This is a genomic window from Hymenobacter jejuensis, assembly GCF_006337165.1.
Taxonomy (GTDB): Bacteria; Bacteroidota; Bacteroidia; order Cytophagales; family Hymenobacteraceae; genus Hymenobacter; species Hymenobacter jejuensis.
In genome coordinates, this window is sequence record NZ_CP040896.1 from 4,985,907 (window position 1) to 5,011,298 (window position 25,392).

The window sequence follows — 25,392 nt, forward strand, 5'->3', positions numbered from 1 at the left end:
GCCGAACTTCCTCCCTAACAACCAGCCAGTTGCACCTATCAAGTACTCAACACGCCCTAGATTGCTCAACAAAAAAATTTCTATATCCGAGAAAATACTTTCCTAAATGTTAACGTTCTAAAGCAACCTACGAAACACTTCGTAGTCTATGTTTCGAAAGCACTTCCTAGGCAGCCGCCCGAAAAGCAAGCTCCGAGTTTCCTCCCCCAGATGCGCCTGCTGCCATTTTCTTTTTACGCATGATGAAAGCTGTTTTTGATCTCTACCGAGCCCGCCAGCCAGGATGCAACGCGCGGAGCGGTTCCCTCCCCAAGCTGCTACCTATCACATCATCGTGCGATTGTTCGCCGCGGTGGGAGACTCTAGCTTTGCAACGTAAAATCAAGAACACCTGATAGTTGCTTTAACAAGCCTTTTCCCCTTCTCTGATGCCTGCGCCTGCTGCCTTCGCTGTCCTTCAAAAATCAGATGCAACAATTTTTGAACCCCTTGGGCAACCCTTCAAAACGGCCGCGCATCTTTAGTAGTGAAAGCCCGATCAAAAATCGTTGATCCGGCATCCCCTCCTTCTTCTTAGCTATCTACTTACCATTTAAGCACTTCTGGAAGTGCACTGGAAAAATGGAAACTGAAAATAAATTTAACAAGTACCTTGCTTTACATAGTACTGTATACTATATTTGTTATGTTCTTTAACTCCAACCCGCGGCGCCCCTTGCAGCTTACTTATCGCAAGGCCCGCCGCCCTCGGAGACCTCCTGATCGACAGGATCAGGCCTTGTCCCACCAGTTGCTTAGCTTCTAACTGACTGGGCTTGAATCAGAAAACTTACTGACCGGACCGCGCCCCACGACCGAACCGCGGCGGCCCCAAGCGCAGAGACCGGCCAGCCTTGCCCACAGCTCATTCGTCCTTCTCCTTTCTTTTTTCTCTTCTACTGCTATGAAAACCTCCTTCATCAACCGCACTCTTTTTGGTATCATCTTCGTTCTGGCCTGCCTCCAGCTCTCGGCCCGCACCTTCTACAACGGCACGCTCACGGGCAAACTGCTTGATGGAGAAACGAATGAACCCATTCCCTACGCTACCGTGGCCCTGCTCAATGCCGATGACAATGCCTACATCCGCGATGTAAAAACCGATGCCAACGGCAGCTTCAAGGTTGAAAAAGTGCCTTTCGGCAAATACAAAATGAGCACGACGGTGCTGGGATATCAGCAAATGCAGCCCAAAGTGGTCTTCAACGCCGTGCAAACGCGTGTTGCCGTCGGCCAAGTGGCGCTACAGCCTGTGTTTCGCACGATGGTGGCTCGCACTGCTGCCAAGCAAAACGTGGCCGGCAAGAGTTGCACCAAACCCGGCATGGCCTGCAACACGGCGGTACGCCCTGCCGCCAAACAGCGCTCGTAACGGCGAGCTTCTGTACTGATAGTCAACCAATTATTAAGCGGCGAGGAATAGCAAGACAGGCACCCTCGCCGCTCACAAACAAACCGTTTCGCCCCCTTCTGAGCTATGAAAACCGAAAGCCCCGACCTAACTAGTCGGGGCTTTCGGTTTTGGGTGGGTTACCTGTCCGCCGGGGCGGCATCAAGGGGAGTACTGGTTGCTTCCGATGGACATTGGTTGGGCGAAACGCCGTATTCAGGGGCTTATGCAAGCTGTAGTCGCCTTACTGGTGTTGCTGCTGACGGGCAGTATTGTGCCCGTCAACCGTGGTTTTCGGCAAACGCCGGGCGGCATTCCGGTGTACGTAGTGTCGAACGGACTGCACACCGATCTGGTGGTGCCGCTACGGGAGTCGCGCACCCACACCGACTGGCTGGCACACGTAGCCGACTCTGCGATTAAACAGCAATTTGCTAGCTATCAGTATGTGGCTTTTGGCTGGGGTAACGAGGGCTTTTACCTCGATTCGTACGGCGGGCACTTCCCCCGCGTGGGTACTGCGTTGCGAGCCCTGCTGCCTTCCGCCACCCTCATGCACGTAGATTTTTACAGGACGCCCCCGCGTACCGGCGAGCGGGCAGTGGCGTTGCACGTTTCGCCTGCGCAATACCAACAGCTGGTGCATATCATCGAGCATTCGTTTCAGCCCGACAGCGCCGGCCGGTTTGTGCTCCGTAACGGGGCCGGCTACACAAGCGAAGACTTTTTCTTTCGCGCCCGTGGCCGCTACCATGCCCTGCGCACCTGCAACGACTGGACCAACAGCGCCCTGCGCCGGGCCGGCATCCGGGCGGCCCTGAAGGCTCCTTTCGCCCCGACCGTGATGTACCAAGTCCGACAAATTCAACAGGACACGGTTGATCGTTAACTGCTAAGGGATGTTTATCTATAAGATATTATAAATCATAATTTATTGACAATCAAATATTTATGATAGATAACTTATTTCGCTAATTCAACAGCTATGTGTTGCCTCGTGAGCCACTGCGAAATGTAGGCTGCGTCTTCCTGCCAGGTTGGCTGACCCAGCACAAAGTGGTTGCGCCCGGCAAATTCCTTGTAGTCTGTGACCGAGTCACCGTGCTTTTTGTAACGCCGGTAATTAGCATAGTTGAGTGACGCGGGGATGATGTTGTCGGTGCTGCCGGCCACAAACAATAAGGGCACATGCGGCTTGGCAAAATCAACTTTGGCTACTTTCGTCAGCCCGTCCCGCGAGGCCAACTTCGATTCCGGCACGACCAGCTGCTCGTACGTTTCCTGTTGCACTGCCAGTGGCATGCCGTTGGTGAACGTGTATTGCCAATGCCGAAATGGCATCAGATACGTCTTTGTGGTGGAGGTAAACAAGCCCAGCGCAGGCGTAACGCTCCGAATAAACGACCACTTAAGCGTAATAACACCCTGCGGCGGTACCGAATGAATAGCAACTCCGGCGGCCGCAAGGCCGCGTTGCACCAGCAACTGCGTCATCAGCCCCCCAAACGAGTGCCCGATCAGGATGGGCTTTTCGGGCAGGCGCCGAATGAGTTCGGTGTGGTAGTCGAGCAGATCGGCCAACCGCACCTGGGCGATGGGCGAGTACGGGTGCTGGCTGCGAAGCTCAGCGGGCGATGCGTCTTTGTGCGGCCAAGGTGGCGCGAGGCAAGCGTAGCCTTGGTCTTCAAAAAATGTTTTCCACTCGTCCCAGCAGCTATTGTGCACGAAGGAACCCGTAATAAACACGATGGTTTTGGCGCTAACATTTTCCATATCTATTTCATTATGAATGAATTACAAAATATATAAAAACCACGATAAATCAAACGTGAAGCAGCCTTGTGTTCAGAAGCACCAACACAGCCAACGGCGTGCTATTCCGGTCGGAGGAGAGTTGTACCTTCGCGCCTGATACCTGCACCTGCATTCGATGAGCATTCAAAAGCCTAGCATCCCCAAAGGCACCCGTGATTTTGGCCCCGCTGTGGTGGCGCGCCGCAACTATATTTTTGGCATCATTCGCCGCACGTTCGAGAAGTTTGGCTTCGCGCCGCTCGAAACGCCCACGCTCGAAAACCTGTCGGTGCTGACCGGCAAATATGGCGAAGAAGGCGACCAGCTGTTGTTTAAAGTGCTGAATTCCGGCGACTTCCTAAAGGACGTCGTAGCTGAGGACTTGGTAGCCGGCACGAAAAAAGTGCTGCCCAAAATTGCCGAAAAAGGCCTGCGCTACGACCTCACAGTGCCGTTTGCGCGCTACGTGGTCATGAACCGGCACCAGCTTACGTTCCCGTTTAAGCGCTACCAGATTCAGCCCGTATGGCGCGCCGACCGCCCGCAGCGCGGCCGTTACCGCGAGTTCTACCAGTGCGACGCCGACGTGGTAGGCACCGATTCGCTCTTGTGCGAGGCCGAGATCGTGCTGATGATGACGGAAGTGCTGAACGATTTGGGCCTGACAGACTTTACCATCAAAATCAATCACCGCCGCGTGTTAAGCGCTATCTATCAGGCACTTGGCGGCGAAGGCACCGAAATCGACCTGTTCACTGCCATCGACAAGCTTGACAAAATCGGGCGCGAAGGCGTCGAAAAAGAACTGACGGGACGCGGTTTTTCTCAGGATGCCATTGAGAAGCTATTTGCGTTGCTCAGCGTGGAAGGGCCGTTCACTGAAAAGCTGGAGCGCCTGCTGGCCGGTTTCGTGACGGCTGGCGTGCCCCCCGAAAATGAGCAAGGCTACAAAGGCCTTCAGGATCTGCAACGGGTAGTAGATTTGTTGCAGCAGTCTGGTTATCAAGATTTTGCCCACCTTGATTTTGATGTAACGCTGGCGCGCGGTCTCTCCTACTACACCGGTTGCATTTTCGAGATCAAGATCAACAACGTGAACATGGGCAGCGTGTCGGGCGGCGGGCGCTACGACAACCTGACGGGCGCCTTTGGCTTGCCGGGTGTGTCGGGCGTGGGCTTTTCGTTCGGCGTCGACCGGCTTTATGACTGCCTCGACGAGCTCAACTTGTTTCCGGCGGCAACCCAAACGACTACCATCTGCCTGATCGCCAACTTCGACGCCGAGGCCGAAAGCGCGGCGTTGCCTGTGTTGCGGCAACTCCGCGAGGCGGGCATCCCGAGCGAGCTGTACCCCGACCACAAAGACAAGCTCAAAAAGCAGTTTCAGTACGCCGACCAGAAAGGCATTCCGTTTCTGCTGCTACAAGGCTCGGAAGAACGCATTCAGAACAAGTTCAAGCTCAAGAACATGCGTACCAGCGCCGAGCAATTGCTCCCGCTAGACGAAGTGCTCACTGCCCTCACCCAAGCGCAGTAAGTCCTGCCCAAAGCGTACCGCTTCCACGCGCACCTCTCCCGCACCCACCCCCGACGTCCCACCCTTTCCATGCCCGAAACCTTTTTTCTTAACCCCAACGAGCGGCTGGACCTCGCCACCCTGAGCCAACTGCTCACCGACCAAAGCACCGTCAAGCTCGGCGAGGAAGCCCGTCAGCGCATCGAAACCTGCCACCGCTACCTGCGCGAGCGCCTTCAGGAATCGGATGCTCCGATTTACGGCATCAACACCGGCTTCGGGGCCTTGTGCAACACCAGCATTCCGCCGCAGGAGCGCCAGCAGTTGCAAGTCAACCTGATGATGTCGCACGCCTGTGGCACGGGCGAAGAAGTACCGGGTGAGCTGGTACGGCTCATGCTCTTGCTGAAGGTGCAAAGCCTAAGCTACGGGCACAGTGGCGTGCAGCTGGCTACGGTGCAACGCCTGCTGGACTTCTACAACCGCGAGATTTTGCCCGTCGTGTACCAGCAGGGATCGCTGGGGGCCAGCGGCGATCTGGCACCGTTGGCACATTTGTGTTTGCCGCTGTTGGGGCTAGGCGAAGTGAATTTTCAGGGCTACCGGTTGCAGGCCTCCGATGTCATGCACCTCTTCAGTTGGGCGCCGGTGCAGCTCGAAGCCAAGGAAGGATTAGCCCTGCTCAACGGCACGCAGTTCATGCTGGCGTACGCGGTGCATTGCCATCTGCGGGCCCAGCGGCTGGCTCAGGCCGCGGACGTAATTGGGGCGTTGTCACTGGAAGCTTTCGGCGGGCGCCGCGAACCGTTCGACGCCCGACTCCACCAAATCCGTCCGCACGCCGGGCAGATTACAGTAGCTAAACGAGTTTATAACTTACTACAAACCAGCGAATTACAGGATTCACCTAAAGCCACTGTTCAAGACCCTTATTCCTTCCGCTGCTTGCCGCAAGTACACGGTGCAACCCACGATGCCTTGGCGTATGTAGCGCAAGTAGTCGAGACGGAATGTAACGCTGTCACCGACAACCCGACCTTGTTCCCAGAGGATGACACGATCCTTTCGGGCGGCAATTTTCATGGGCAGCCCTTGGCTTTGGCCCTCGATTTTCTGGCCATAGCGGTGGCCGAACTGGGCAGCATCTCGGAGCGGCGCACGTATCAGCTCATCAGCGGGCAGCGGGGGTTGCCGCCTTTTCTAGTGGCCAAGCCGGGGCTGAATTCGGGTTTCATGATTCCGCAGTATACGGCCGCCAGCATCGTGAGCCAGAACAAACAGCTGTGCACGCCGGCTTCCGTCGATAGCATTGTGAGCAGCAACGGCCAAGAGGACCACGTAAGCATGGGCGCCAACGCGGCCACGAAAGCCCGACGCGTAGTGGAGAACGCCGAGCAATTACTTGGTATTGAGCTACTTACCGCTGCCCAAGCGCTGGAGTTCCGGCGCCCTGCCCGCACCTCTCCACAGTTGGAAGAAGTGCTGGCTGCGTTTCGCACAAAAGTGAGCTTTGTCGATCAGGATCGGATTTTGTACCCCGATTTGCAGGCGGCGGCGGCCTTTGTGCGGAGTTATCCGTGGCCGTAACACAAATCGCGGCGGGCATTGGCATAAGTTTCTATTTTTAACCCGACAAAAACGGAAGTGCAGCTACGGCACGTTATGAGATTTGTGAAGATGTACCGTCAGTTCGGCCTGCTTTTAGTGGTTTTTTTGTGGTGGGGAACTGCCACGCAAGCGTGGGCGCAATGCGCTCCGACGCCCAATTCGGGAGCCTGTTTTCGGGCCATTGATGTAGCTACCAAACAAGATGTAGGCACTAACCTATGCGTTGGGCGCCAGGTGCGCTTTGTCGATTGCAGCGGCCGCGCCCTGGACCCGAAGCAGGTATATTATGCGAAAGGGCCTTCCATAGTTTGCGCCTTTACGGATACGGCTACGTTTTACACCCCCACCACTGCTGGCGTCGTAGTCGTGACCCAAAACACCCAAAACCCCTTGTTGCCGGGCACGGGCATCGTGTTTTCGCGCACGTTTCAGGTTCTGACTTCGCCTGAGCCGGCCTTTAGCGTCAACACTTGCACCGTGGGCTTCGTGCAGGTCACCGTTACGGATCAGACTTATGATCAGTACTTTGTGCAAATAGGCGGCGGTCCGGCTATTGCGGCCGTGCGCAACCAAACCGTTTCCTACCCCATTCCGTCGGGCGATCGGGAGGTGACCGTGACGGGGCAATACAACGCGGCCACACTGTGCTCCAATTCCAGCACCAAAGCCTTTACGCCCCTGCCTTCCCCGCGACGGCCTACTATTCAGCAGCTTACGATACAGGGCACGAGCATCAATTTTCAGTTTGGGGCCCTCCAGCCCGAATACAAATACGAGTTGCAGGTGGCTCAGGCGTCGGGCTACCGAACGGTAGCACAGGTGCCGAGCACGAGCAACACTTTCACGCTGGCCAACGCCCCGATTCCGGGCTGTTACCGGCTGCTGCTCACGGATGTGTGCCCGTCCGGCAACACCAGCATCACCACGCAGCAACTGTGCACCATCAGCCTGACCGCGACTTCGGTGAATGGCCGTAACCAGCTGCGCTGGACCTCTGACGGCTTCAACAACAGCTACGAAATCACGCGCAACGGCCAAAGCCTTGCCTTGGTGAGCGGCTCCGATACGCAGTATGAAGATGCGGCCGTCACTTGCGGCACTACTTACACCTACCGCGTGACGGCGGCAGGTTTTGCCACTTCTACTTCCAACGAAGCCTCGGTACAGGCCAGCGCCGGCCCCGCGCCGCCCGCACCGCGTCTTTTGGCTTCTTTCAACCTCAACAACCAAGTAGAGCTCACCGCAACGCCTGCTGGTAATGCGGCCGGCGGCCAAGTGACTTACTCACGGAATGCCGCCAGCACGACCGAGCTCAAAACCACTTCCGACCGGACGTTGCTCGACACGGAACCCACTCTGGCCGCGCCGCTTTGCTATACAGCGCGGTATCAGGATGCGTGCGGCAGTACGTCTGCGGAAAGCCCAGCGGTGTGCCCGGTCATTCTGCAAGCCCAAGCGGCTAACCCAGATGTGTCGGCCGTGAATTTGACGTGGTCCGGATTCCGCGGGCCCGATGCAGCGCAGCCCGTTTCCTACCGCCTGCTCACCCTGGCCGCCGACAACTCGGTGCTAAGCACGCGCTCGGTACAGGGGACCACTACCCTCGATCAGCAACTACCTGCTAATCAACCTATTGTACGTTATCGCTTGGAAGCCAGCAGCAATGGGATAATCAGCTACTCCAACATTGCTACCGTACCCCGCCGCATTGCGCTGGCGATGCCTACGGCTTTTACGCCCAACGGCGATGGCCTCAATGATGTGCTGGAAGTGAAAGGCCGCTTTCTGACCAGCTTCCAGTTTATCGTTATCGACCGCAACGGACAAGAGGTCTTTCGCGGCACCAACCCTACCCAAACCTGGGACGGCCGCGTAAACGGGCAGCCCCCGGTGCCCGGCACCTACGTGTGGCATTTCGAAGCGCTCGACCCGACCGGCAAACCATTTGTGCAGAACGGCACCGTCAATGTTCTGCGCTAAAGTCCTGCCCGCTTCGGGAAGCAAATAGTTTACGATCAGGCACTAAAGCCCCTCCGAACGAGGGGCTTTTCCTTTATCTTTCTTGGCTCAAAATTGTCTTATTCTCTGCTACTGCTTTGGCCTGATTCTACCAGATGGCATCAACTTCTACTCCTTCCAAACGCAACAGGTCGTCGGAAACTAAGCGGGCACTGCTGGGTGCATTGCTGGGTGCGAGCGTTACCTTGCTTACAATCGATTGGATTGAAAGCTACATCCGGTACGTGCGGGCATCGCCCTTGGCCGGGTGGCAATACTTTCTGTATCTGGCAGTTGGGTTTTTAACCATGCGCCTGCTGATTACGGCCCTACACGAAGGCGGGCATTTTCTGGCCGCGTACCTGTTGAAGTTTCGGTGCCTGACTTACGTGGTGGCATGGCTGTACGTCGAGCGCAAAGCGGCGCGGTGGCAGGTGCGCTTGAAGCGCAAGCCCGGCAAAATCATGGGATATGTGCGCGCCGTTCCGGCTGCGGGCCCGCATCTGCGGCGCGGCCTGGCCGTTTACTTTTTGGGAGGCATCTTGGCCAATATTGTTACGGGCAGCGCGGCGCTGCTGGCAGGAAAGGCCCTTGCCGATAGACATATCTTTGCAGCCTCTCCCGAACTGGCTTTTGTACTTGTGCAGGCGCTGTACCTGTTTGGCGGCTTGTCCATCTTTATCGGACTTGCCAACCTGATTCCGTTCACTACGTCTACCAAACACACCTCCGACGGCGGCCATGTGTTGCGGCTTTTGCGGGGTGGCGCCTCGTTGCAGCGGCAGTTGGCACTGTATACGCTCTCGAGCGTTTCGCACGCCGGTACACGCCCCCGAAACTGGGATGCCGAGGTAGTAAAGCAATTGTCGACCGCCCCGGACGGCTCCAGCTTTGACTGCACATCGCATTTTTACACTTACTTATATCATCTTGACAATCAAGATTTTACCCAGGCGGAATTTCATCTGGAAAAAGCCCTCAGCCTGCTGCCTCTTACTACGGCAGAGGTGCAACAGCAGCTTTGCTGCGAGGCCACATACTTCGCAGCCACCCACACTCACGACGTAGCGCAAGCCGAACTCTGGCTGGCCAAAGCACAGCAGATCAAACCCTTTGAAGCGGAAGAAGGTCTTTTGGCACAAGCAACGGTGGCCGGAGCTATGGGCAACGAGGCAGCAGCCCGCAAATCGCTGGCGGCGCTTTCGGCCCAGCTGGCCGACATCAACGACTTGGCCAGCCAGCTGCTACTAAGAGAAAGAATTGCTACTCAACAACTTGAGCTCAACCGGCGGGCGGTGTTACAAGCCTGACAACTGCCCGCTCGATTGAAGAGCAGTGGTTTCGGCTGCGTTGGGAGCTTTACTTTTCGGTTGGGTGTTCATAGGCCACAAACCTGGTTTCGGACAGGATGGCTGAATACCTAACCGAATGATTAGCAATATTTTATCTACTACCCACTATTTATCGTGGCTACGGGCTACGGCGGGCTTCCTCATGAAACTGCGCCTGTGGTGGCTGGCTTCGCTGGTGCCGGGTGCACTTTTGTTGACCGGTAGTCAAACGGCTGTCAAGGTTAGCACCATTGTCTTAAAGCCTGATCCGCAGCCTTTTACGCCGCAAGAGTTTTTCATCAGCGACGTGGTGGACGAGCGCGCCAACCGGGCCGCAGTAGCCTTCCTGCTGACAGCACCAACTGGGGCGGCCCTGCCTACCACACCCCAACCCGTTGACTTACAGGGTGGTGGACAGGCTGCCATTCGTCAATTTGTGCAGCAAAGCCTGAAGCGAAATGCGGCGCTGCGACCCGTGACCATGCGCATCAAAGAATGCCAGGTAACGGAAACGCCCGCCACGAAAGGCTATGTGGAAGGCCGCGTAGCCCTGACGTTGGCCTTCGACTGGAAACGCGATGGCAAAACCATTCACCTCACCGATTATCGGGGGGCGGCGCGCTACATTCGGCCGGTTGGTCAGCTTGCAGTGGTGGAACCTACGCTTCGGCAGACGTTAGTAGAATCGCTTAAGTACCTGAATACCTGGATGAACAACCAGGCGCAATTCAACGAAAAGCTGGCGCGCGGCATCCGGATTTCGTTTACAGACTACACTCAAAACACCGAGGACGACACGCTCTTTTACACGCCCCAACGCCCGCTCACTTGGGACGATTTTCGGGCGACCCCGCGCGTTGGGCCGTACGCGGCGTCGGTGTTTCCGAGTTTTGCCTACACCGGACGCACCAAAATCAACAACGGCGTTATTCAGGTCAATCTGACGCTGAAGGCCTTTGTGGTGCGCAGTTCTTCGTGGGTAAAAGCCAGCGCCAAAGACGCGTACAGCCTCAACCACGAGCAGCGCCATTTCGACTTGGTAAAGCTGGTGGCCGAACACTTCAAGCAGCACGTCCAGACCGACAGCCTGACCATTGAAGACTACAACAGCATCATTCCCTACCAATACCTTCGGGCGTTTCAGGAGATGAACCGCGTGCAGGAACAGTACGACAACGAAACCAGCCATGGCCTAAACCAAGCCGTGCAAGAGAGCTGGAACCAACGAATCGAAGCGGAGTTGCAGGGATTTTCGGTGAAAAAGTAGGCCGCTCTTACTCTTCTTAACTGCTAGAATCTATTAACCTATCACTTTATAAACACATATACGATATACTGGTTATCAGATTTTTATAGCAATATTTTCGATATTATTAAATTGTAAATTACCCTAAGCAAAAAAAATATTTCTCTCATTGTCGTATACATACGTCATATTATGTCGTATATTTACGACATACTTCACAGTTGCTTTATGACGTACGCCAAAACCACTGCCTTCACCGAGGAGCAACAACAGCTGGCCCGCGTGGCCAAGGCCCTGGCACACCCGGCGCGAGTGGCCATTATTCAACTCTTGGCCTCCAAAAGAAGCTGCATCTCCGGCGACATTGCGGCGGAGCTGCCCTTGAGCCGCACCACGGTTTCACAGCATTTGCAGGAGTTAAAATCCCTGGACCTCATCCGGGGGGATATCGACGGCCTGACGGTTTGCTACTGCCTCAACACGGCGCTGCTACAACAAGTGTATCAGCAGTTTACTGCTTTTTTTGTGGAGGCTACTGCCTCCTCCGCCTGCGGGCCGGACGACGCCTGCGCTTGTTAGTTTCCCTTCCCACCCTCTTTTCTGCTCAATCATGGACAATGCTGTATTTCCCCGGATGCACGTCTCGCTGTACGTCTCCGACCTGACTGCAACAGTTGATTTCTACACGGTTTTCTTTGGGCAACCTGCCGCCAAAATCCGCCGCGGCTACGCCAAGTACGTGCTCGGCAAACCCTCGCTGATTATCTCCTTTGTAGAAAATCCGGGGCGCGTGGCCAGCAACTTCGGGCACTTGGGTTTTCAGGTAGAAACGGTAGAAGAGCTAAACCAGCGCCTAGACGTAGCCCGCGCAGCCGGCCTAGTGCAGCGCGAGGAAGTGGGCACCAGCTGCTGCTACGCCAAGCAGGATAAGTTCTGGGTCAACGACCCGGACGGCGTGGAGTGGGAAGTGTACTACTTCCACGAAGACGCCGAGTTCAACGACCCGCGCTACGAGGCCGAATACGCCCAAGCCAGCAACCAATGCTGCATTGCGCCAGCCGCACAAGCCGTACCTGCTGAGGCCCTGACCACCGCGCCCATGGCGTTTACCCTGGTCGATACCGGCGCGGAGTGCGGCCCGAGCTGCTCACCCGGTGGCGTATGCTGCTAAGGGCAGGCGTGTTAGGTACATTCTGAGCGCGACGCTTACCTTGCGCCCAACATCTTGGTTATCATGACGATAGCTTTCTTTTCTGATGTACACGGCAACTTGCCGGCTTTGGAAGCCGTGTTGGCCGATATCGACCAGCGGCGGCCCGATATGGTATTTTGCCTGGGCGACTTGGTGGGATACGCACCGTGGCCCAACGAGGTAATCAACGAAATCCGGCGGCGCGGCATCCCGACCTTGGCCGGCAACTACGACCAAGGCATCGGCCTCAACAGCTCGGAGTGCGGCTGTGCCTACAAAACGGATGCAGAGAAAACCCTTGGCGCCCAGAGTATTGCCTTCACCAACCACGCAGTAGGCACCGACGAGCGCCGCTACCTCCGCTTCCTGCCGAAACACTTGCGCGTGGAGTTTCAGGAAGAACCCACGACGATCAGCTTGCTCATGGTACACGGTTCGCCGCGCAGAATCAATGAGTATCTGTTTGAAGACCGCCCGGAGCAGAGCTTTCGGCGGATTCTGGAAGAAGCCAACGCGGACATTCTGCTGTTTGGCCACACCCACAAGCCGTATCACCGCACCTTCGCCTACGAATACGAAGGCCAGCTCCGCCACCGCCACGCGCTCAACATCGGCTCGGTGGGAAAGCCCAAAGACGGCGACCCGCGCGCGGCCTATCAGCTGCTTCACTTCGACTCGACCACCTCGCTCACCGAGCCGCAGGGTCTCCGTTCGGAACTGATCCGCGTTGCTTACGACGTGGAGAAAGCCGCGCGGGCCGTCGAGGCCTCGCCCCTGCCCAATGCCTACGCCGACATGTTGCGGCATGCTTACTAAGTATTTATATACCTGATACTTATGACTATCGAATCTCTGCTCGAAGCTCACTGGCCCGCGGTGCGCGCCATTTACGAAGCCGGCATGGCTACCGGCAATGCCACGTTTGAAACGCAGGCCCCCGCTTGGGAAGCCTGGGACAAAGCTCACCTGGCCCACAGTAGGCTCGTGGCGCTTTCCGACGACGGTACGGTGCTGGGCTGGGCCGCGCTGAGCCCCGTTTCGGGCCGTTGCGTGTACGGCGGCGTGGCCGAAATCAGCATATACATTGCGCCCGAAGCGCGGGGCCAGGGCGTCGGGCGGCAGCTGTTGCAGGCGCTGATTACCGAATCGGAAGCCAACGGCATCTGGACGTTGCAGGCCGGCACTTTCGAGGAAAATACGGCCAGCATCGGCCTGCACACCCAGGCCGGCTTCCGGATTATTGGCTACCGCGAGCGGATTGGCCAGCACCACGGCGTGTGGCGCAACACCGTGCAAATGGAGCGGCGCAGCCCCACTGTCGGGACGGCCTAATTTCTTTCTACGCTTTCATGACGACATATTCTCAAGCCGCTGCCGCGAGCGCGCCGCCCGTGGCGGCAGTAGCGCAAAAAAAGCTCTCCGGCCTCGATCGGGGCCTCACGCTCTGGATTTTCTTGGCCATGGTGGCGGGCGTGGCGCTGGGGTATTTCGTGCCGGGCATCGAAAAAGCCGTTGATTTCTTCTCCGTGGGCACGGTAAACGTTCCCATTGCCGCGGGCCTCATTTTGATGATGTACCCGCCCCTGGCGAAAGTAAAATATGAGCAGCTGGGCCGCATTTTCCGCAACGCGCGCATCATTGGCCTTTCGTTGGTGCTCAACTGGGTAGTGGGTCCGGTGCTGATGTTTGTGCTGGCCATCTGGCTGCTCCCCGACCGGCCCGACTACATGACGGGCCTGATTCTGATTGGCATTGCGCGCTGCATTGCTATGGTCTTGGTTTGGAATGACTTAGCCGATGGCGACCGCGAGTACGCGGCGGGGCTGGTGGCGCTGAATTCGGTGTTTCAGGTGCTGTTTTACAGCGTGTTGGCGTGGCTATTTATCACGGTGCTGCCGCCCTATTTTGGGCTACGCGGGTACACGATTACGGTCGGCATTGGCGCTATTGCGCAGAGTGTGCTGACATATCTGGGCATTCCGTTCGCGGCGGGCTTTCTGTCGCGCTACTTCCTGCGGCGGCTGAAGGGCAACGACTGGTACGAGCGCGTTTTCCTGCCCGCGATCAGCTCCATCACCCTGCTGGCGCTGCTCTTTACCATCGTGGTCATGTTCAGCCTCAAGGGCCGACTTATCGTGCAAATTCCGCTTGATGTGCTGCGCATTGCCCTACCGCTGTGTTTGTATTTCGGCATCATGTTCCTGCTCAGCTTTGCGGCGGGCAAGTGGCTGGGAGCCGGCTACGCCGAAAATACTTCAATTGCGTTTACGGCTACCGGCAACAATTTCGAGCTGGCCATTGCCGTGGCCATCGGGGTATTTGGTCTCAACTCCGGTCAAGCGTTTGCCGGGGTAGTTGGGCCGCTCATCGAAGTGCCCGCGCTCATTGCCTTGGTGAACGTTGCTTTCTGGCTGCGCCGCCGCTGGTATGAGCGGCCGATGAAACCAGCCAACCAAGTCTGAACGATTTCGGATTTTGCTTAACGCTTCATTCATAAGTATTTGATAATTAAACACTTATGAATGAGGCGTTTTTGTTTTTACTGCACCTTGGTCAGGCGTAGGTAGTCGAGCATGGCTTGGTTGACGGTGCCGTTCATGTTCTCGTTGGCGGGCTCGAAGGCCAGCGTTAGCGGGTGCGTGCCTTTGGTCAGGCGCACCAGCACCGGATTGCTATATCCCCAGTTCGACCACTCGGCCACGCCGCGCTGCGGCAACACAATGGTACCCAACACGTTATCGCCCATTTTCAGGGTTCGGATGGCGCATTGGTTGTTTGTGTTGGTGGGCCCGTTGCCGTTGGCATAGCGAAAATCCACTGCGTACAGGCCGGTTTCGGGCACTGTGACGGGCACCGTCACGGCCGTGTTTTTGGCCTTGCTGATTTCTACGAAGCCCTTGCCCGTGAAGCCTTTGTAAGGCATAGCTGCCTTGGGCGCGACCGTTTCGAGCTGATACTGGCGGCTGAGCGCTTCGCTGCCCACGGCCAACGGCTCGCTGGCAAAGGACTCCAGCCCGTTGCTAGCCACCGCAATCACTTGGTATTCAGCGTATTCTTTGGCAGGCTGCACCGGCAGGCTGGTGGCGGCAACGGAAGTCAGCGGCTGGCCGTTTTTTAGCACTTTATACGTCTTCACGTCAGCCTGTTGCGCCCAGCTCAACTGGCCGTTGGCGTAGGTGACAGCGGGCGTTTCGGGCGAAAACAGGTTCGCCACGCGGTTCACGGCGGCAGCACCGGAAGCAGCTTCACTGCGCAACACAATGCGCACGGCGTGGCGGCCGGTCAGGGTGGCTGGTATGGCGGCATCGGGCAAGGGCTGCCCGTCGAGCGTAATCGAGCTGATACCGTGGCCAAAGCCCTGCATATCAATGTCTAACACCGCTCCGCGGTAACGGAAACCCATCAGCTTGCGGTTGCCCTGCAAAGCTTGGGGTACGAAAGGCCTGAATACCAAGCGATTGGCTTCCCATTCCATGCCAAACAGCACTTTATACACCAGTCCCAGGCTGCCCGACAGGCTCCAGAGCATGTTGCTGGAGTTGATCTGGGTGCCGGCAAAGTCGCCATTTTCGGCCACGAAGTTTTCCTTGTTGGTCAGAAACAGCGCCGCCGGCCGATAGACGGCCGCAATGCTTTCCAACACAGCCTCTTCGTTGCCGGCTTTGGCGGCGGCCATGGCCCAATAGCTCTGCACAAAGGGCCACACGGCGTTGTTGTGGTAGGGCGGAATGCCCGGAATCTGGGGGTAAATGCAGGAAATGCCGTATGCCGTGGTGGGTGTACGCTGCACCACCGTTTGGGCCTGCTCGCCCCCGGCCACGCCGAACAGCACGCTCAGCGCTTCGCCCAAAGCTTCGGCCCGCGGCGAGAGCACCAGGAATTTGCGGCCGTACAGAAACTGGCCGTAGTATCCTTTATCGGCCTGCCACAGGTGGTCGTTAATACCTTTTTTGATCTGCGCGGCGGCTTGCTGGTGCTTACTAGCAACTGCTTGCTGACCAAGCTGTTGCGCCATTTGGGCCAATACTACGTTGGCTTGGTAATGCACAGCGTTGGTGCCCAGGTTTTCCGATTGATAGATGTCGACGGGTTGCATCCAGCGCGGGTAGGTTTGCTCGCGCCAGTCCAGAAACGACGACTCGCCCCGCACCAACCCTGTGGCGGGGTCGTAGGCGTTCAGCATGTCATCCTCAATCGACTTTTTGATAATTGGGTACACTGTTGTAAGCCACCCTTCGTCGCCCGTGACTTTGTAGATTTCCCAGGCCGCCGTGGCCCAGATCATGCGGTCGGTGGAGCACGGATAGGCGCCGCCCGTGCCCGTATCCTGAATGATGCGCCTGTCTGCCGACACCTTGCGCAGCAGGCTGTTCATGGCCACGCGGGGCTGCAACGTGGCCTGGGCCAGGATGATGGAGTAGCTGATGTCGCGCGTCCAGACGCCGGCCCACTCCTTGCCCGTGCGGAACGTGCTGTCGGGCTCCACGGCCCGGCGGGCTTCTTCCAGGGCCAGGTTGTAAAGCGCGTCGGAAAGCGGATAGTCGGAAGTATACTGCGGAAAATCAGCGGTATTGATCGACTGCTGCCACTCACCGGCCGTGGTTTTGGCTTCGGCCGGCACGTTGAGCGTGAGCAGCACTTCGTAAATGCCATCGCCGTCGGGGTCTTTCAGCTCCAGCTCGGGCTTATTCACGAGGTTGTCGAAATCCCAGCTCATCGGCGCCGCCGAGCCGGCCACCAACACCTTTTTGAAATCCTGCTGATAGATTTTGTCGCCTTTGTAGGTCGTGAAGTAGCCTTGCTTTTTGAACGCAGCCAGCGCCGGGCGCATGTCAACCCGGATCTTCAGCTTTGTATTCGGGGCCAGATATGTGTTGGCCGGCACGGGCGTGGCATCGACGTAGCGCTTGCTAAAGGTGAGCAGCGGCGTTTCCAGCACGTCGCCGCCCCCGGCTTTCGGCAAGGCCACGAACATATGATCCTGGCCGGGCGCCAGCTCGTTGTCTTTGCCGTTGAGGCTAAACTTAAAGCTGATCTGCGGGCTCTGAAACGCGTTGGCCGGGCTGTGGTAGTTGGAGGTCAGTTGCGTGCGCGAAATCGCCCGCGCCACATACGGTCCCTGCACTACGCTGTCGCGGTAGAGCGCGTAGTGCTCCGATTTCCAGATAAGTGGTGATGTAGTAGGCATGGCACCCGAAGTGGTTGGCGCTGCGGCGTCAGGCGCGGCGGTTTTTGGCGTTTGGCAGGCGTTCAGCACGAATTGCGCCAGCAGTAGGCCGATGGAAAGGGTCGCGTATTTCATGGTGCGGGTGGGTTGCTGGGAAAGCCAGGTCAAATCGTTTGGGGCTTATACGCAAAGCGGTTCAGCGGTGCTCTCTAGCGTCGGCCTCTAACTCATGGCCGGCAACCTCGGGAACCTCTGCTATCATGTCGCGCAGCAAATAAAAGTATTTGACTTACTACGCCTTGAATATCTGTATATTACTATGTAATTCTGCACTCACACCTCCCAGCTAGTGCGTTGCTAGTCAACATTTTGGCACTGCTTCCTTTCCGAGGCTTTTTGCTACAAGCCTTGGAGCAACTTAGCCATACGTAGCGCATGCCTGCTACACTATATTTTTCCCAACGCGCATGAGTACTTCCTTGCCTTCGAAGACGCGCCGTGACGCGTTACATCACTTAACTACAGCAGCCCTCGGCACCGGCTTTTTAGGCTGGTTGCCAAACGAATCGGCAGCAGCGAGCCAGGCTGCTCCGCGTAAAACTTTCTCTTTCAGCCCGTTACCTCCTTTCTTACTACCACCCGCGGCTCCATTGCAGCTGAACACCCGGGGGATTGTGATGCGCACGTGGGTTCGCAGTTCCCAGACGAATCGGCAGTATTCGAGTGTCGAATTTCTCATTGGCCCCAAGCAAATGGGTCCGCCACCGCACGTACACCGCGACCTGGATGAAATCATGTTCGTCTTGTCCGGAACCGTCTCGGTTTTGGTGGAGGAAACGGTATACACGGTGCCGGCCGGAGGCTGGCACCTGCGTCCGCACGGTTTGGTCCATACTTTCTGGAATGCCACCGATGCCCCAGCCCACTACGTGGACATGTACTTCAACCAGAATTTCGAAGACTTTCTGGAAGAGTTAAACGGCAAGATTCTGGCGGATATGGAGAAATACAAGCTGACGCCCGCCGATCCCGGAATCGCCAAGCGTTGGGCCGACTTGGATCGCCGGTTCGGCATTACCACGTTCTTCGACCAGCGCCAGCCTCTGATCGACAAATACGGCCTTAAGGCTTAAGTAATTAATTATCAATATTTTATAAAAAACGCGTGTCCCCAGGAGCTGGCTCCTGGGAACACGCGTTTAGGAACAGACTTTTGTCCGGCTATTCCGCCGTTAACTCCACCACGTGGCTGGTCAAAGGGGTTACTTCGCTGCCGGACAGCAGGATACCAACCTTCATCAGGTAGTCGCCGGAGTAGGTTTGGCCATGGACCGCAAGGTCCGATTTCTGGCCGGGCATCAGGTTGATTTCGGTAAGCTTGTAGCGCTTGGCGGGGTCGAGGCCTTGCAGGCGGACGGGCAGCGCGTTTTCGTGAAAGCGGGTGTGCAGGTTGTAGCCGTAGAGCACGGCGTGGCGCTGGGCTTCGTCGGCGTAGAGCAGAGCCACTTGGTTGCCTTCGTAGGGCGAGCGCAAGCGGTACAGGTCGCCCTGCCAGATCACGGGGCTCAGGCGCTTGTAGTTCTGCACGGCCTGCTGGCTGAATTGCAGCTCTTCGGGCGTCATTTTGCTCACTTCAATGTCGTAGCCCAGCTTGCCCATCATGGCTACGTCGGTACGAAACTTCAGGGTTTGCTGCCTGTTCCAGTTGGTAATGTGGCTGGCCAGCGTATTAGAAGGGAAAAATTGCAGAAATCCCCACTGAATAAATACCCGTTCCAGAGCATCGGTGTCGTCGCTGGGCCAGAATTCGGTGAAGTATTTCAGGCCGCCGTAGTCGGCGCGGGCCCCGCCGCCTGAGCACAGCATCATCGGGACGTGCGGGTACTTCTGGCGCACCCGATCGAGTACGCGGTAAAGGCCGCGCACATAATCGATGTAGAGCTGCGACTGCTCCTTGCCCAAGTGCTGCGAGTAGGCGCTGGTAATCATGCGGTTACAGTCCCACTTGAAGTAGGCTACGCCCTTGGCCATGAGCCCATCCACGATGTTGTACACGAAGTCCTGCACCTTGGGGTTGGTCAGGTCGAGCACGAGTTGGTTGCGCGAGAGGTCTTCGGGGCGGTTGGGTAGCTTGAGTATCCAATCGGGATGCTTTTCGGCCAGCTCACTCTTGGGGTTCACCATTTCGGGCTCGATCCAGATGCCGAATTTGATGCCTTCTTTCGTTGCCGTTTGCACCAAATGCCCTACGCCGTTAGGCAGCTTGGATTGGGTAGGCTGCCAGTCGCCGAGGCCCTGGGTGTCGTCTTTGCGCGGGTATTTGTTGCCAAACCAGCCGTCGTCGAGCAAGAACAGATCGACGCCCAACTTAGCGGCATCACCCATCAACGCGTCGAGCTTGGCTTCGTTGAAGTCGAAAAAGGTGGCTTCCCAATTGTTGAGCAGCGTCAGACGCGGCTGGGTGCCGTCGAGCACGCCGCCCTGCTGCCGCGCCCAGCGGTGCAGGTTGCGCGAAGCCTGGCCCTTGCCCTGGGTGCTGTAGGTAAAGATAAATTCGGGCGTAACAAAGGGTTGATTTGCCGGCAAGCGGTACTCCGAAGCATACGGATTGATGCCGGCCAACACACGCAGCGAATTGCGGTTGTCCACTTCAAAAGCCAGCCGGAAGTTGCCCGTCCAGGCCAACGTGCCGGCCAGCACTTCGCCGGTCGTTTCGGTGGCGGGCTGGTTGGGCGCCAGGAAAAAGGACGGCGTCTGGTACCAGCCCGCGCGCGTACCGAGCTTTGTTTCAATGACTTTGGTGCCGCTCGTGAGCTGGCTCTCCTCCTGCTTGGCTTCCTCGGCCCAGTCGCCGTGGTACTGGGTGAGCCAGTACTGCTTAGCATCGAAGTGCAGCATGGCCGAGGCGTAGTTGGTCAGCACCACCGGTTTCTTTTCGCGGTGCACGATTTCCGTCCAGGTTTTGATGACGTCCTCGCGGGTGTAGGCCACAAAGTGCAGCCGCACGTCCACCGGGTACTGCGGGTCGCGCAGATGAACGATAGTGGTCACGTTGTCGCCGGTCTTGCTGGTTTTCACATCCACGAAGGCCAGCGACAGCGAAGGGTTGCCATCGGTATGCAACACGCGAATGGCCGGCTCAAACAGGTTGTTGGTACCGGCCGGCGGGTACGCTTCGTGGCGGGCGGGCAGCAACTGGTAGTCGGCGGCGGTCGTCAGCCGGGGGCCGAGGTAAGTCTGGTAGAGCTTCTGCTGATCGCCTACCGCCAGCACCAGACCGACATGCGCGGTTTCGATAACAATGGGCGGGGTCGGCGTCTGACCCTGGGCTGAAAATTGGGACACGAACACCAACAACGAGATGAAAGCGTAAAGTTTGAGCATCAGCGACGAGGCAAAAGCGAAGCGCACTGGGTGTGACGCTGTGGCAAGTTAAAGCATCGGAGATTTACTTGTACTTATCCCCGGATATACGCCTCCCGCACTCAGTATAATATACTATAATATATTGATTATCAATAATTTACAGTATTTAATACTAACAGAAAGCCTCCTTTCCTGCACCATAGCTGTATAGGCAGCCAAAAAAAAGGCTCTTCCATTACGGAAGAGCCTTTTCGATGCTTCGTTAGCCCACGCCTCTTGGCAAAGGACCAAGAGGCCGCGAGCTGTTGCACGCGTTGCGCTTAAAAGCCGGTGTAGGTGATGGTTTGGGTTTTGGTGCCGCCCGCGATGGCGTCCACCAGCGTTAGCTTAAAGGCGGCGGCGTTCAGATCGATAGGGCCTGAGTAAGTGCCACGGCCCGAAAAGGTAGGATCGGTCATGGTCATGATGGTCTGGTCGGAATTCCACGACCACACGCCGGTTTGCCGTTGGGGGTCGCTGGCGGCGCACTTGGTCGGGCCTTCGTCGACGATCATGGTCTTGTCGTCCTTGAACTGGATGAAGTCGTCTTTGGCGCAGGCCGGGTACACCGCGTAATTATCGACGGTCGTGGTCGTGCCGTTTTGGGTCGTTACCGTGACGTCGGCGCTCACACGCCACGAGCGGGCGACGAGCGTTTCGGTCTTGACATCGAGGGGCTTGGGCTCTTCTTTGGTTTTCTTGTCGCCGCAGGCCACAAGGATGAGCGCGCAAAACAACGCCAGACTATTTGAGGGAAGTGAAAAGTTCTTCATTAGCAAAAGGTGTGGAAAGCACTGGTGATGGAAGAAAAAAGCCAACGCTCAGAACAGCAGATTAGATTTAGAAGATATAATATAAAGGATTTTTTTTGATACTTTATATTATATTCTTGACTTTTATCGTGACTCGTCAGTCAGCTAACCCGTATATCTCGGTATATTCCTACTGGCTGTGGGCCGATGGCGGTCCTTCTACGGAGCATTAGAGAAGAAGATTGGGAGGCCGGCCTAAGAGGCACCCGCGACCGGCGGCAAGGCGGTCCGCACACTTGCTCGGATGCGCATAGGCATGGGCATCCCTTATTCACAAACGCTTGATAAACAGATATTTATCCAGCATTAAAAGATTGCTGCGCGAAGGCTAGCGTTTGAAGTACACGGAAAACGTGGTGCCCTCTCCTACCTGGCTCTGGACTTCGATACGGCCACCGGCGTTTTCTACCATTCGCTTCACCATGTACAGCCCCACGCCGGAGCCCTCGACGTGGGAATGCAGGCGCTGAAACATGGCAAAAAGCTGCTGTTTGCGCGTCATATCCACGCCCAAGCCGTTGTCCTGCACTTCCAGCACGAGATATTCCTCCTCCACGCGGCCGCGTACATGCACTTCGGGCGCGCGATCGGGGTGGTGGTATTTGAGGGCATTGCTAAGCAGGTTGTAGACTACTGAGCGCAGGTTTTTCTCCGGAAACATGACCGTCGGAACCAGCCGCACGTCCACGTCCAGGCGCCCGCCTACTTGGTGCAGCAACGGGGCCAGGTCGAGACGCACGTCCTCGATGACGGCCGCCAGCATGACTTCGCTGACGGGCTGATCGTGCTCTTTTTGCAGCTTGCTTACGTCGGTCAGGTGTTCGATGGTGCGCTTGAAGCGTTCGACCGAATCCTGCATCAGATCCAGCACATACGACACCTCCCCAGCCTGGCTTTGCGGCGGCAACTCGCTCTGCAACGTGTGAAGCAGGCCCTCGATGTTGGTGATGGGCGCGCGCAAATCGTGGGAGGCGGTGTAGATGAAGTTGTCGAGGTCGACGTTGGTGCGCGTGAGCTGCTCGTTGGTAGCGCCCAACTCCTGTGCCAGCGCCCGGGCTTGCTGAGCGCTGACTTCGGCCGCACGCCGGGCTTCTACCTGCACGCTTACCTCGAATACAAACGCCAAAATGCCGTTTATGGCGCCTTCCTCGTTGTGGCGGGCTTGGTAAACAAAGGTAAAATAACGCTCCTCCAACTCGCCGTCGGTGGTGCGGGCAATTGGCACCAGCAACGCCTGTTCTTCGTGGGTCTGGCCGGTGTTGTACACATCCCACAGTATGGTCTCTACGGGAGTGCCGGCAACTTCGGGCAGTGCTTCCAGAACAGGCAGGCCGAGTAACTGCCGGCCGGGAAAGAGCTCCTGATAGCCGGGGTTTGCCAACTCAAACACCAGGTCGGGACCATCCAGAATGCAAATCGCGGCCGGTGCCTGCATAAACAGGCTGTGCAGGCGCTGCCGCTCGGTTTCGCGTGCTTGGCGGGCCAGCACTTGCTCCGTTACGTCGTAGGCAAAGATGGAAATGCCGGCAATGGTGCCGCTTTCACGGTAGGCTTGATACGTGAAGGTAAAGTACACGTCTTTCGGAGGGGAGCCATCCGGTTGTTCTACCGTCAGCCGCAGCTCCGTTCCGAAAAATGTGTTGCCGGTTTGGTACACGGTGTCGATCAGGGCCAAAAACCCTTGCTCAACGGTTTCGGGCAGGGCTTCGGATACCGGTAGGCCCAGCAGCTGCCGGGTAGGGAACAACTGCTGGTACGCCGCGTTTACGTACTCAAACCGGTGTTCGGGGCCGTGCAAAAGCGCAATACTGGCGGGAGTTTGCTCAAATACCTGATAGAAGGTTTCGCGCTCGTAGGCGCGGCGCTGGGCGGCTTCGAGCAAGGCCTGCTGCGTGCGAACCAGCTCGGAGTGGTTGGCGCGTAGCTCCTCGTTGGAAGCCAGCAGCTCTTCGTTGATGGCAGCCAGCTCCTCGTTGAGCGTCTGTACCTGTTGGCGGGCCAGCACCTGCTCCGTCACATCGGCAACAAGGCTGTAGAAGCCCAGCACGGTGCCTTCCCGGATGTCGGGGACGTAGCTGGTGCGAATGTGCCGGGTAAAGTCCTCGCGGTAGGGCATGGTGGCGTCGAAGTCCAGGCGCTCGCCGGCCAGCGCGCGGTCGATGTAGGCTTCTACTCTTTCGTAAGCCGGTTCCCGGAGCACCTCCCGGATGGGCCGCCCGATCAGTTCGGCCGGCGGCGTATTGAACCAGGCTTCGTAGGCCTGATTGGCAAACTGATAGGTACGCTCCTGGTCTATGTAGCTGATGAGCACGGGCAAGGCATCAGTCAGGATCTCCAGCTGCCGGGCAGTAGCCTCGCTGACCCGCCGGGCTTTCTCAGCCTCCTGCCGGGCTACGACTTGCTCCGTTACTTCGAAGGCAAATACGAGCACCCCGTCGATGTCGCCCTGCTCGGAGTAGCGGGCCTGCTGGATATAGTTGAAATAGCGGTCTTCGAGCACGCCATCTTCCGGGCGGGCCAACGGAATCAGGTTGCCCAGCTTCTCGTGGGTAACGCCGGTTTCGTATACCTGCCGGAAAGTGCGATACACTTCATGGTCCTTAATTTCGGGAAGTGCTTCCAAAACAGGCAGGCCGAGTAGCTGCCGGCCGGGAAAGATCTCCTGGTACCCGGGGTTCACCAATTCGTACACTAGGTCGGGGCCGCTTAGGATGCAAATCGCGGCCGGGGCCTGCATAAACAGGCTGTGCAGGCGCGCCCGTTGCCGCTCGGCTTCGGCCTGGGCCAGCTGCAAGGCGCGCGTGCGCTCGGCAACGCGGGCTTCCAGGTCTTCGTTGAGGCGGTGCAACTGCTGCTGGGCCTGAAGCAGCTCCGTGTTATGGGCCAAGCCTTCTTCGTTGGAGGCCAACAGCTCTTCGTTGATCGAAGCCAATTCCTCGTTGAGCGTTTGCACCTGCTGGCGGGCCAGCACCTGCTCCGTTACGTCGTAGGCAAAAATCAGGATGCCGGTGACGGCCCCGGCCGCGTCGCGGGTAGCCTGATAGATAAAATTGAAATAGAGCAACTCGAGCTGCCCGGAGTTGGTACGGTCGATGTAGGCCTGCTCCTCAATGCCGTAGTACGTGTCGCCGGTGCGGTACACTTCGTCGAGCAGCGGAAAAAAAGGCTGGCCAGCGAGTTCCGGCGCTGCTTCGCGATAGGTTTTGCCAATAATCTCGCGGTGCCCAAACATCGCCTGAAAGCCGTCGTTGGCCAGCTCGACCACGTGCGAAGGCCCGGAGAGGCTGGCAATCAGGGCGGGCGCCTGCGCAATTAAGGTGAGCAGGCGGTTGCGCTGAGCCTCGGCTTCGGCCAAGGAAGTACGCTCAGCGGCCTGACTGGCCCGCAGCGTGGTCTCATTACGCACCTGCTCCGTTACGTCGACTACGCCGTGCAGAATATGGCTAACGCGGCCCTGCGCGTCCAGAACCGGGGTGTTGCGCGGTAGCCAGTGACGTTCTACAAACCGGCCCGGCTGCGCCGGATCGGGCACATCGTAGTGCTGACGGGCCATTTCGTGCGGCTCGCCCGTGGCCAGCACCTGCGCCAACGACGCCCGCAGGTTATGCGTAGCATGGGCATCGGGCGCGTCGGGGTTGTCGGGAAAAGCCTCGAATAGATTTTTTCCCAACAAGCCATCTCGGGTGGAAAGCGTAGCGGCTAGGTAGGCGTCGCTTGCGGCCTCAATCACCAAGTCCCGCGAGAGCAGCAAATACGCACCGGGCAGAACGTGAAAAACAGGCAGCAAGTCAGGAAGGGCGGGCATAGACACGGAACAAGGCAAAACAGCCGGTGAAGGTCGGCATCAGCGAGCATTCTCCCTACGGATACCGCAGGTGGAAGTCGGAATGTAAA

18 protein-coding genes are annotated in these 25,392 nt (G+C 57.4%); 13 read left to right on the top strand and 5 right to left on the bottom strand.

Annotated features, from left to right (window positions below; translation table 11 throughout):
• The first annotated feature begins 943 nt into the window (after positions 1-943).
• Together FHG12_RS20550 and FHG12_RS20555 are read left to right on the top strand one after the other, a co-directional pair.
• Positions 944-1,411: a carboxypeptidase regulatory-like domain-containing protein gene (locus FHG12_RS20550; RefSeq protein ID WP_139517567.1), complete on the top strand. Its 468-nt coding sequence runs from the start codon at positions 944-946 to the stop codon at positions 1,409-1,411.
• A gap of 244 nt (positions 1,412-1,655) precedes the next feature.
• Positions 1,656-2,318, top strand: coding sequence for a TIGR02117 family protein (locus tag FHG12_RS20555; RefSeq protein ID WP_165699478.1), 663 nt, complete (start codon positions 1,656-1,658; stop codon positions 2,316-2,318).
• A 74-nt stretch (positions 2,319-2,392) separates the two neighbouring features.
• On the opposite strand, the gene FHG12_RS20560 is transcribed toward FHG12_RS20555, so the two are convergent.
• Positions 2,393-3,202 carry an alpha/beta hydrolase gene (locus FHG12_RS20560; protein WP_139517569.1) on the bottom strand — a complete coding sequence of 270 codons (810 nt, stop codon included), beginning with the start codon at positions 3,200-3,202 and terminating at the stop codon, positions 2,393-2,395.
• Between the two features lie 157 nt (positions 3,203-3,359).
• Here FHG12_RS20560 and hisS point away from each other — a divergent pair, with 157 nt between their 5' ends.
• The 10 genes from hisS to arsB all read left to right on the top strand — a co-directional run bounded on the left by hisS (position 3,360) and on the right by arsB (position 14,576).
• Positions 3,360-4,760 carry a histidine--tRNA ligase gene (gene hisS / locus FHG12_RS20565; protein ID WP_139517570.1) on the top strand — a complete coding sequence of 467 codons (1,401 nt, stop codon included), beginning with the start codon at positions 3,360-3,362 and terminating at the stop codon, positions 4,758-4,760.
• 69 nt (positions 4,761-4,829) lie between these two features.
• Complete coding sequence (hutH, locus tag FHG12_RS20570; RefSeq protein ID WP_139517571.1) at positions 4,830-6,326, top strand: histidine ammonia-lyase; 1,497 nt, start codon at positions 4,830-4,832, stop codon at positions 6,324-6,326.
• A 75-nt stretch (positions 6,327-6,401) separates the two neighbouring features.
• Positions 6,402-8,327 carry a T9SS type B sorting domain-containing protein gene (locus FHG12_RS20575; RefSeq protein ID WP_139517572.1) on the top strand — a complete coding sequence of 642 codons (1,926 nt, stop codon included), beginning with the start codon at positions 6,402-6,404 and terminating at the stop codon, positions 8,325-8,327.
• A gap of 134 nt (positions 8,328-8,461) precedes the next feature.
• On the top strand, positions 8,462-9,655 hold the full coding sequence (locus tag FHG12_RS20580; RefSeq protein WP_139517573.1) for a M50 family metallopeptidase: 1,194 nt from the start codon (positions 8,462-8,464) through the stop codon (positions 9,653-9,655).
• A gap of 118 nt (positions 9,656-9,773) precedes the next feature.
• Complete coding sequence (locus FHG12_RS20585) at positions 9,774-10,943, top strand: hypothetical protein (protein WP_230471219.1); 1,170 nt, start codon at positions 9,774-9,776, stop codon at positions 10,941-10,943.
• A gap of 207 nt (positions 10,944-11,150) precedes the next feature.
• A complete protein-coding gene (locus FHG12_RS20590; protein WP_139517574.1) occupies positions 11,151-11,501 on the top strand; it encodes an ArsR/SmtB family transcription factor in 351 nt (116 codons plus the stop codon).
• Positions 11,502-11,532: 31 nt separating this feature from the next.
• A complete protein-coding gene (locus FHG12_RS20595) occupies positions 11,533-12,093 on the top strand; it encodes an ArsI/CadI family heavy metal resistance metalloenzyme (RefSeq protein ID WP_139517575.1) in 561 nt (186 codons plus the stop codon).
• Between the two features lie 63 nt (positions 12,094-12,156).
• A complete protein-coding gene (locus FHG12_RS20600; RefSeq protein ID WP_139517576.1) occupies positions 12,157-12,930 on the top strand; it encodes a metallophosphoesterase family protein in 774 nt (257 codons plus the stop codon).
• Positions 12,931-12,951: 21 nt separating this feature from the next.
• Positions 12,952-13,446: a GNAT family N-acetyltransferase gene (locus FHG12_RS20605; RefSeq protein ID WP_139517577.1), complete on the top strand. Its 495-nt coding sequence runs from the start codon at positions 12,952-12,954 to the stop codon at positions 13,444-13,446.
• A 17-nt stretch (positions 13,447-13,463) separates the two neighbouring features.
• The gene (gene arsB / locus FHG12_RS20610; RefSeq protein WP_139517578.1) at positions 13,464-14,576 is read left to right on the top strand and encodes an ACR3 family arsenite efflux transporter; all 1,113 of its coding nucleotides are present in this window, start codon (positions 13,464-13,466) and stop codon (positions 14,574-14,576) included.
• Positions 14,577-14,653: 77 nt separating this feature from the next.
• Here the strand turns inward: arsB and FHG12_RS20615 are convergent, their stop codons facing one another.
• Positions 14,654-17,449 carry an alpha-L-rhamnosidase-related protein gene (locus FHG12_RS20615; RefSeq protein ID WP_230471220.1) on the bottom strand — a complete coding sequence of 932 codons (2,796 nt, stop codon included), beginning with the start codon at positions 17,447-17,449 and terminating at the stop codon, positions 14,654-14,656.
• Positions 17,450-17,931: 482 nt separating this feature from the next.
• On the opposite strand from FHG12_RS20615, the gene FHG12_RS20620 reads away from it, so the two are divergent.
• Complete coding sequence (locus tag FHG12_RS20620; protein ID WP_230471221.1) at positions 17,932-18,414, top strand: cupin domain-containing protein; 483 nt, start codon at positions 17,932-17,934, stop codon at positions 18,412-18,414.
• Positions 18,415-18,502: 88 nt separating this feature from the next.
• Here FHG12_RS20620 and FHG12_RS20625 read toward each other — a convergent pair whose 3' ends face one another.
• The 3 genes from FHG12_RS20625 to FHG12_RS20635 all read right to left on the bottom strand — a co-directional run bounded on the left by FHG12_RS20625 (position 18,503) and on the right by FHG12_RS20635 (position 25,303).
• Positions 18,503-20,665, bottom strand: a complete 2,163-nt coding sequence (locus FHG12_RS20625) for an alpha-galactosidase (protein WP_139517580.1) — start codon at positions 20,663-20,665, stop codon at positions 18,503-18,505.
• A gap of 302 nt (positions 20,666-20,967) precedes the next feature.
• Positions 20,968-21,459 (bottom strand): hypothetical protein, encoded by a 492-nt coding sequence (locus FHG12_RS20630; protein ID WP_139517581.1) that lies wholly within the window; start codon positions 21,457-21,459, stop codon positions 20,968-20,970.
• Between the two features lie 367 nt (positions 21,460-21,826).
• Positions 21,827-25,303: a PAS domain-containing protein gene (locus FHG12_RS20635; protein ID WP_139517582.1), complete on the bottom strand. Its 3,477-nt coding sequence runs from the start codon at positions 25,301-25,303 to the stop codon at positions 21,827-21,829.
• Positions 25,304-25,392: the final 89 nt, after the last annotated feature.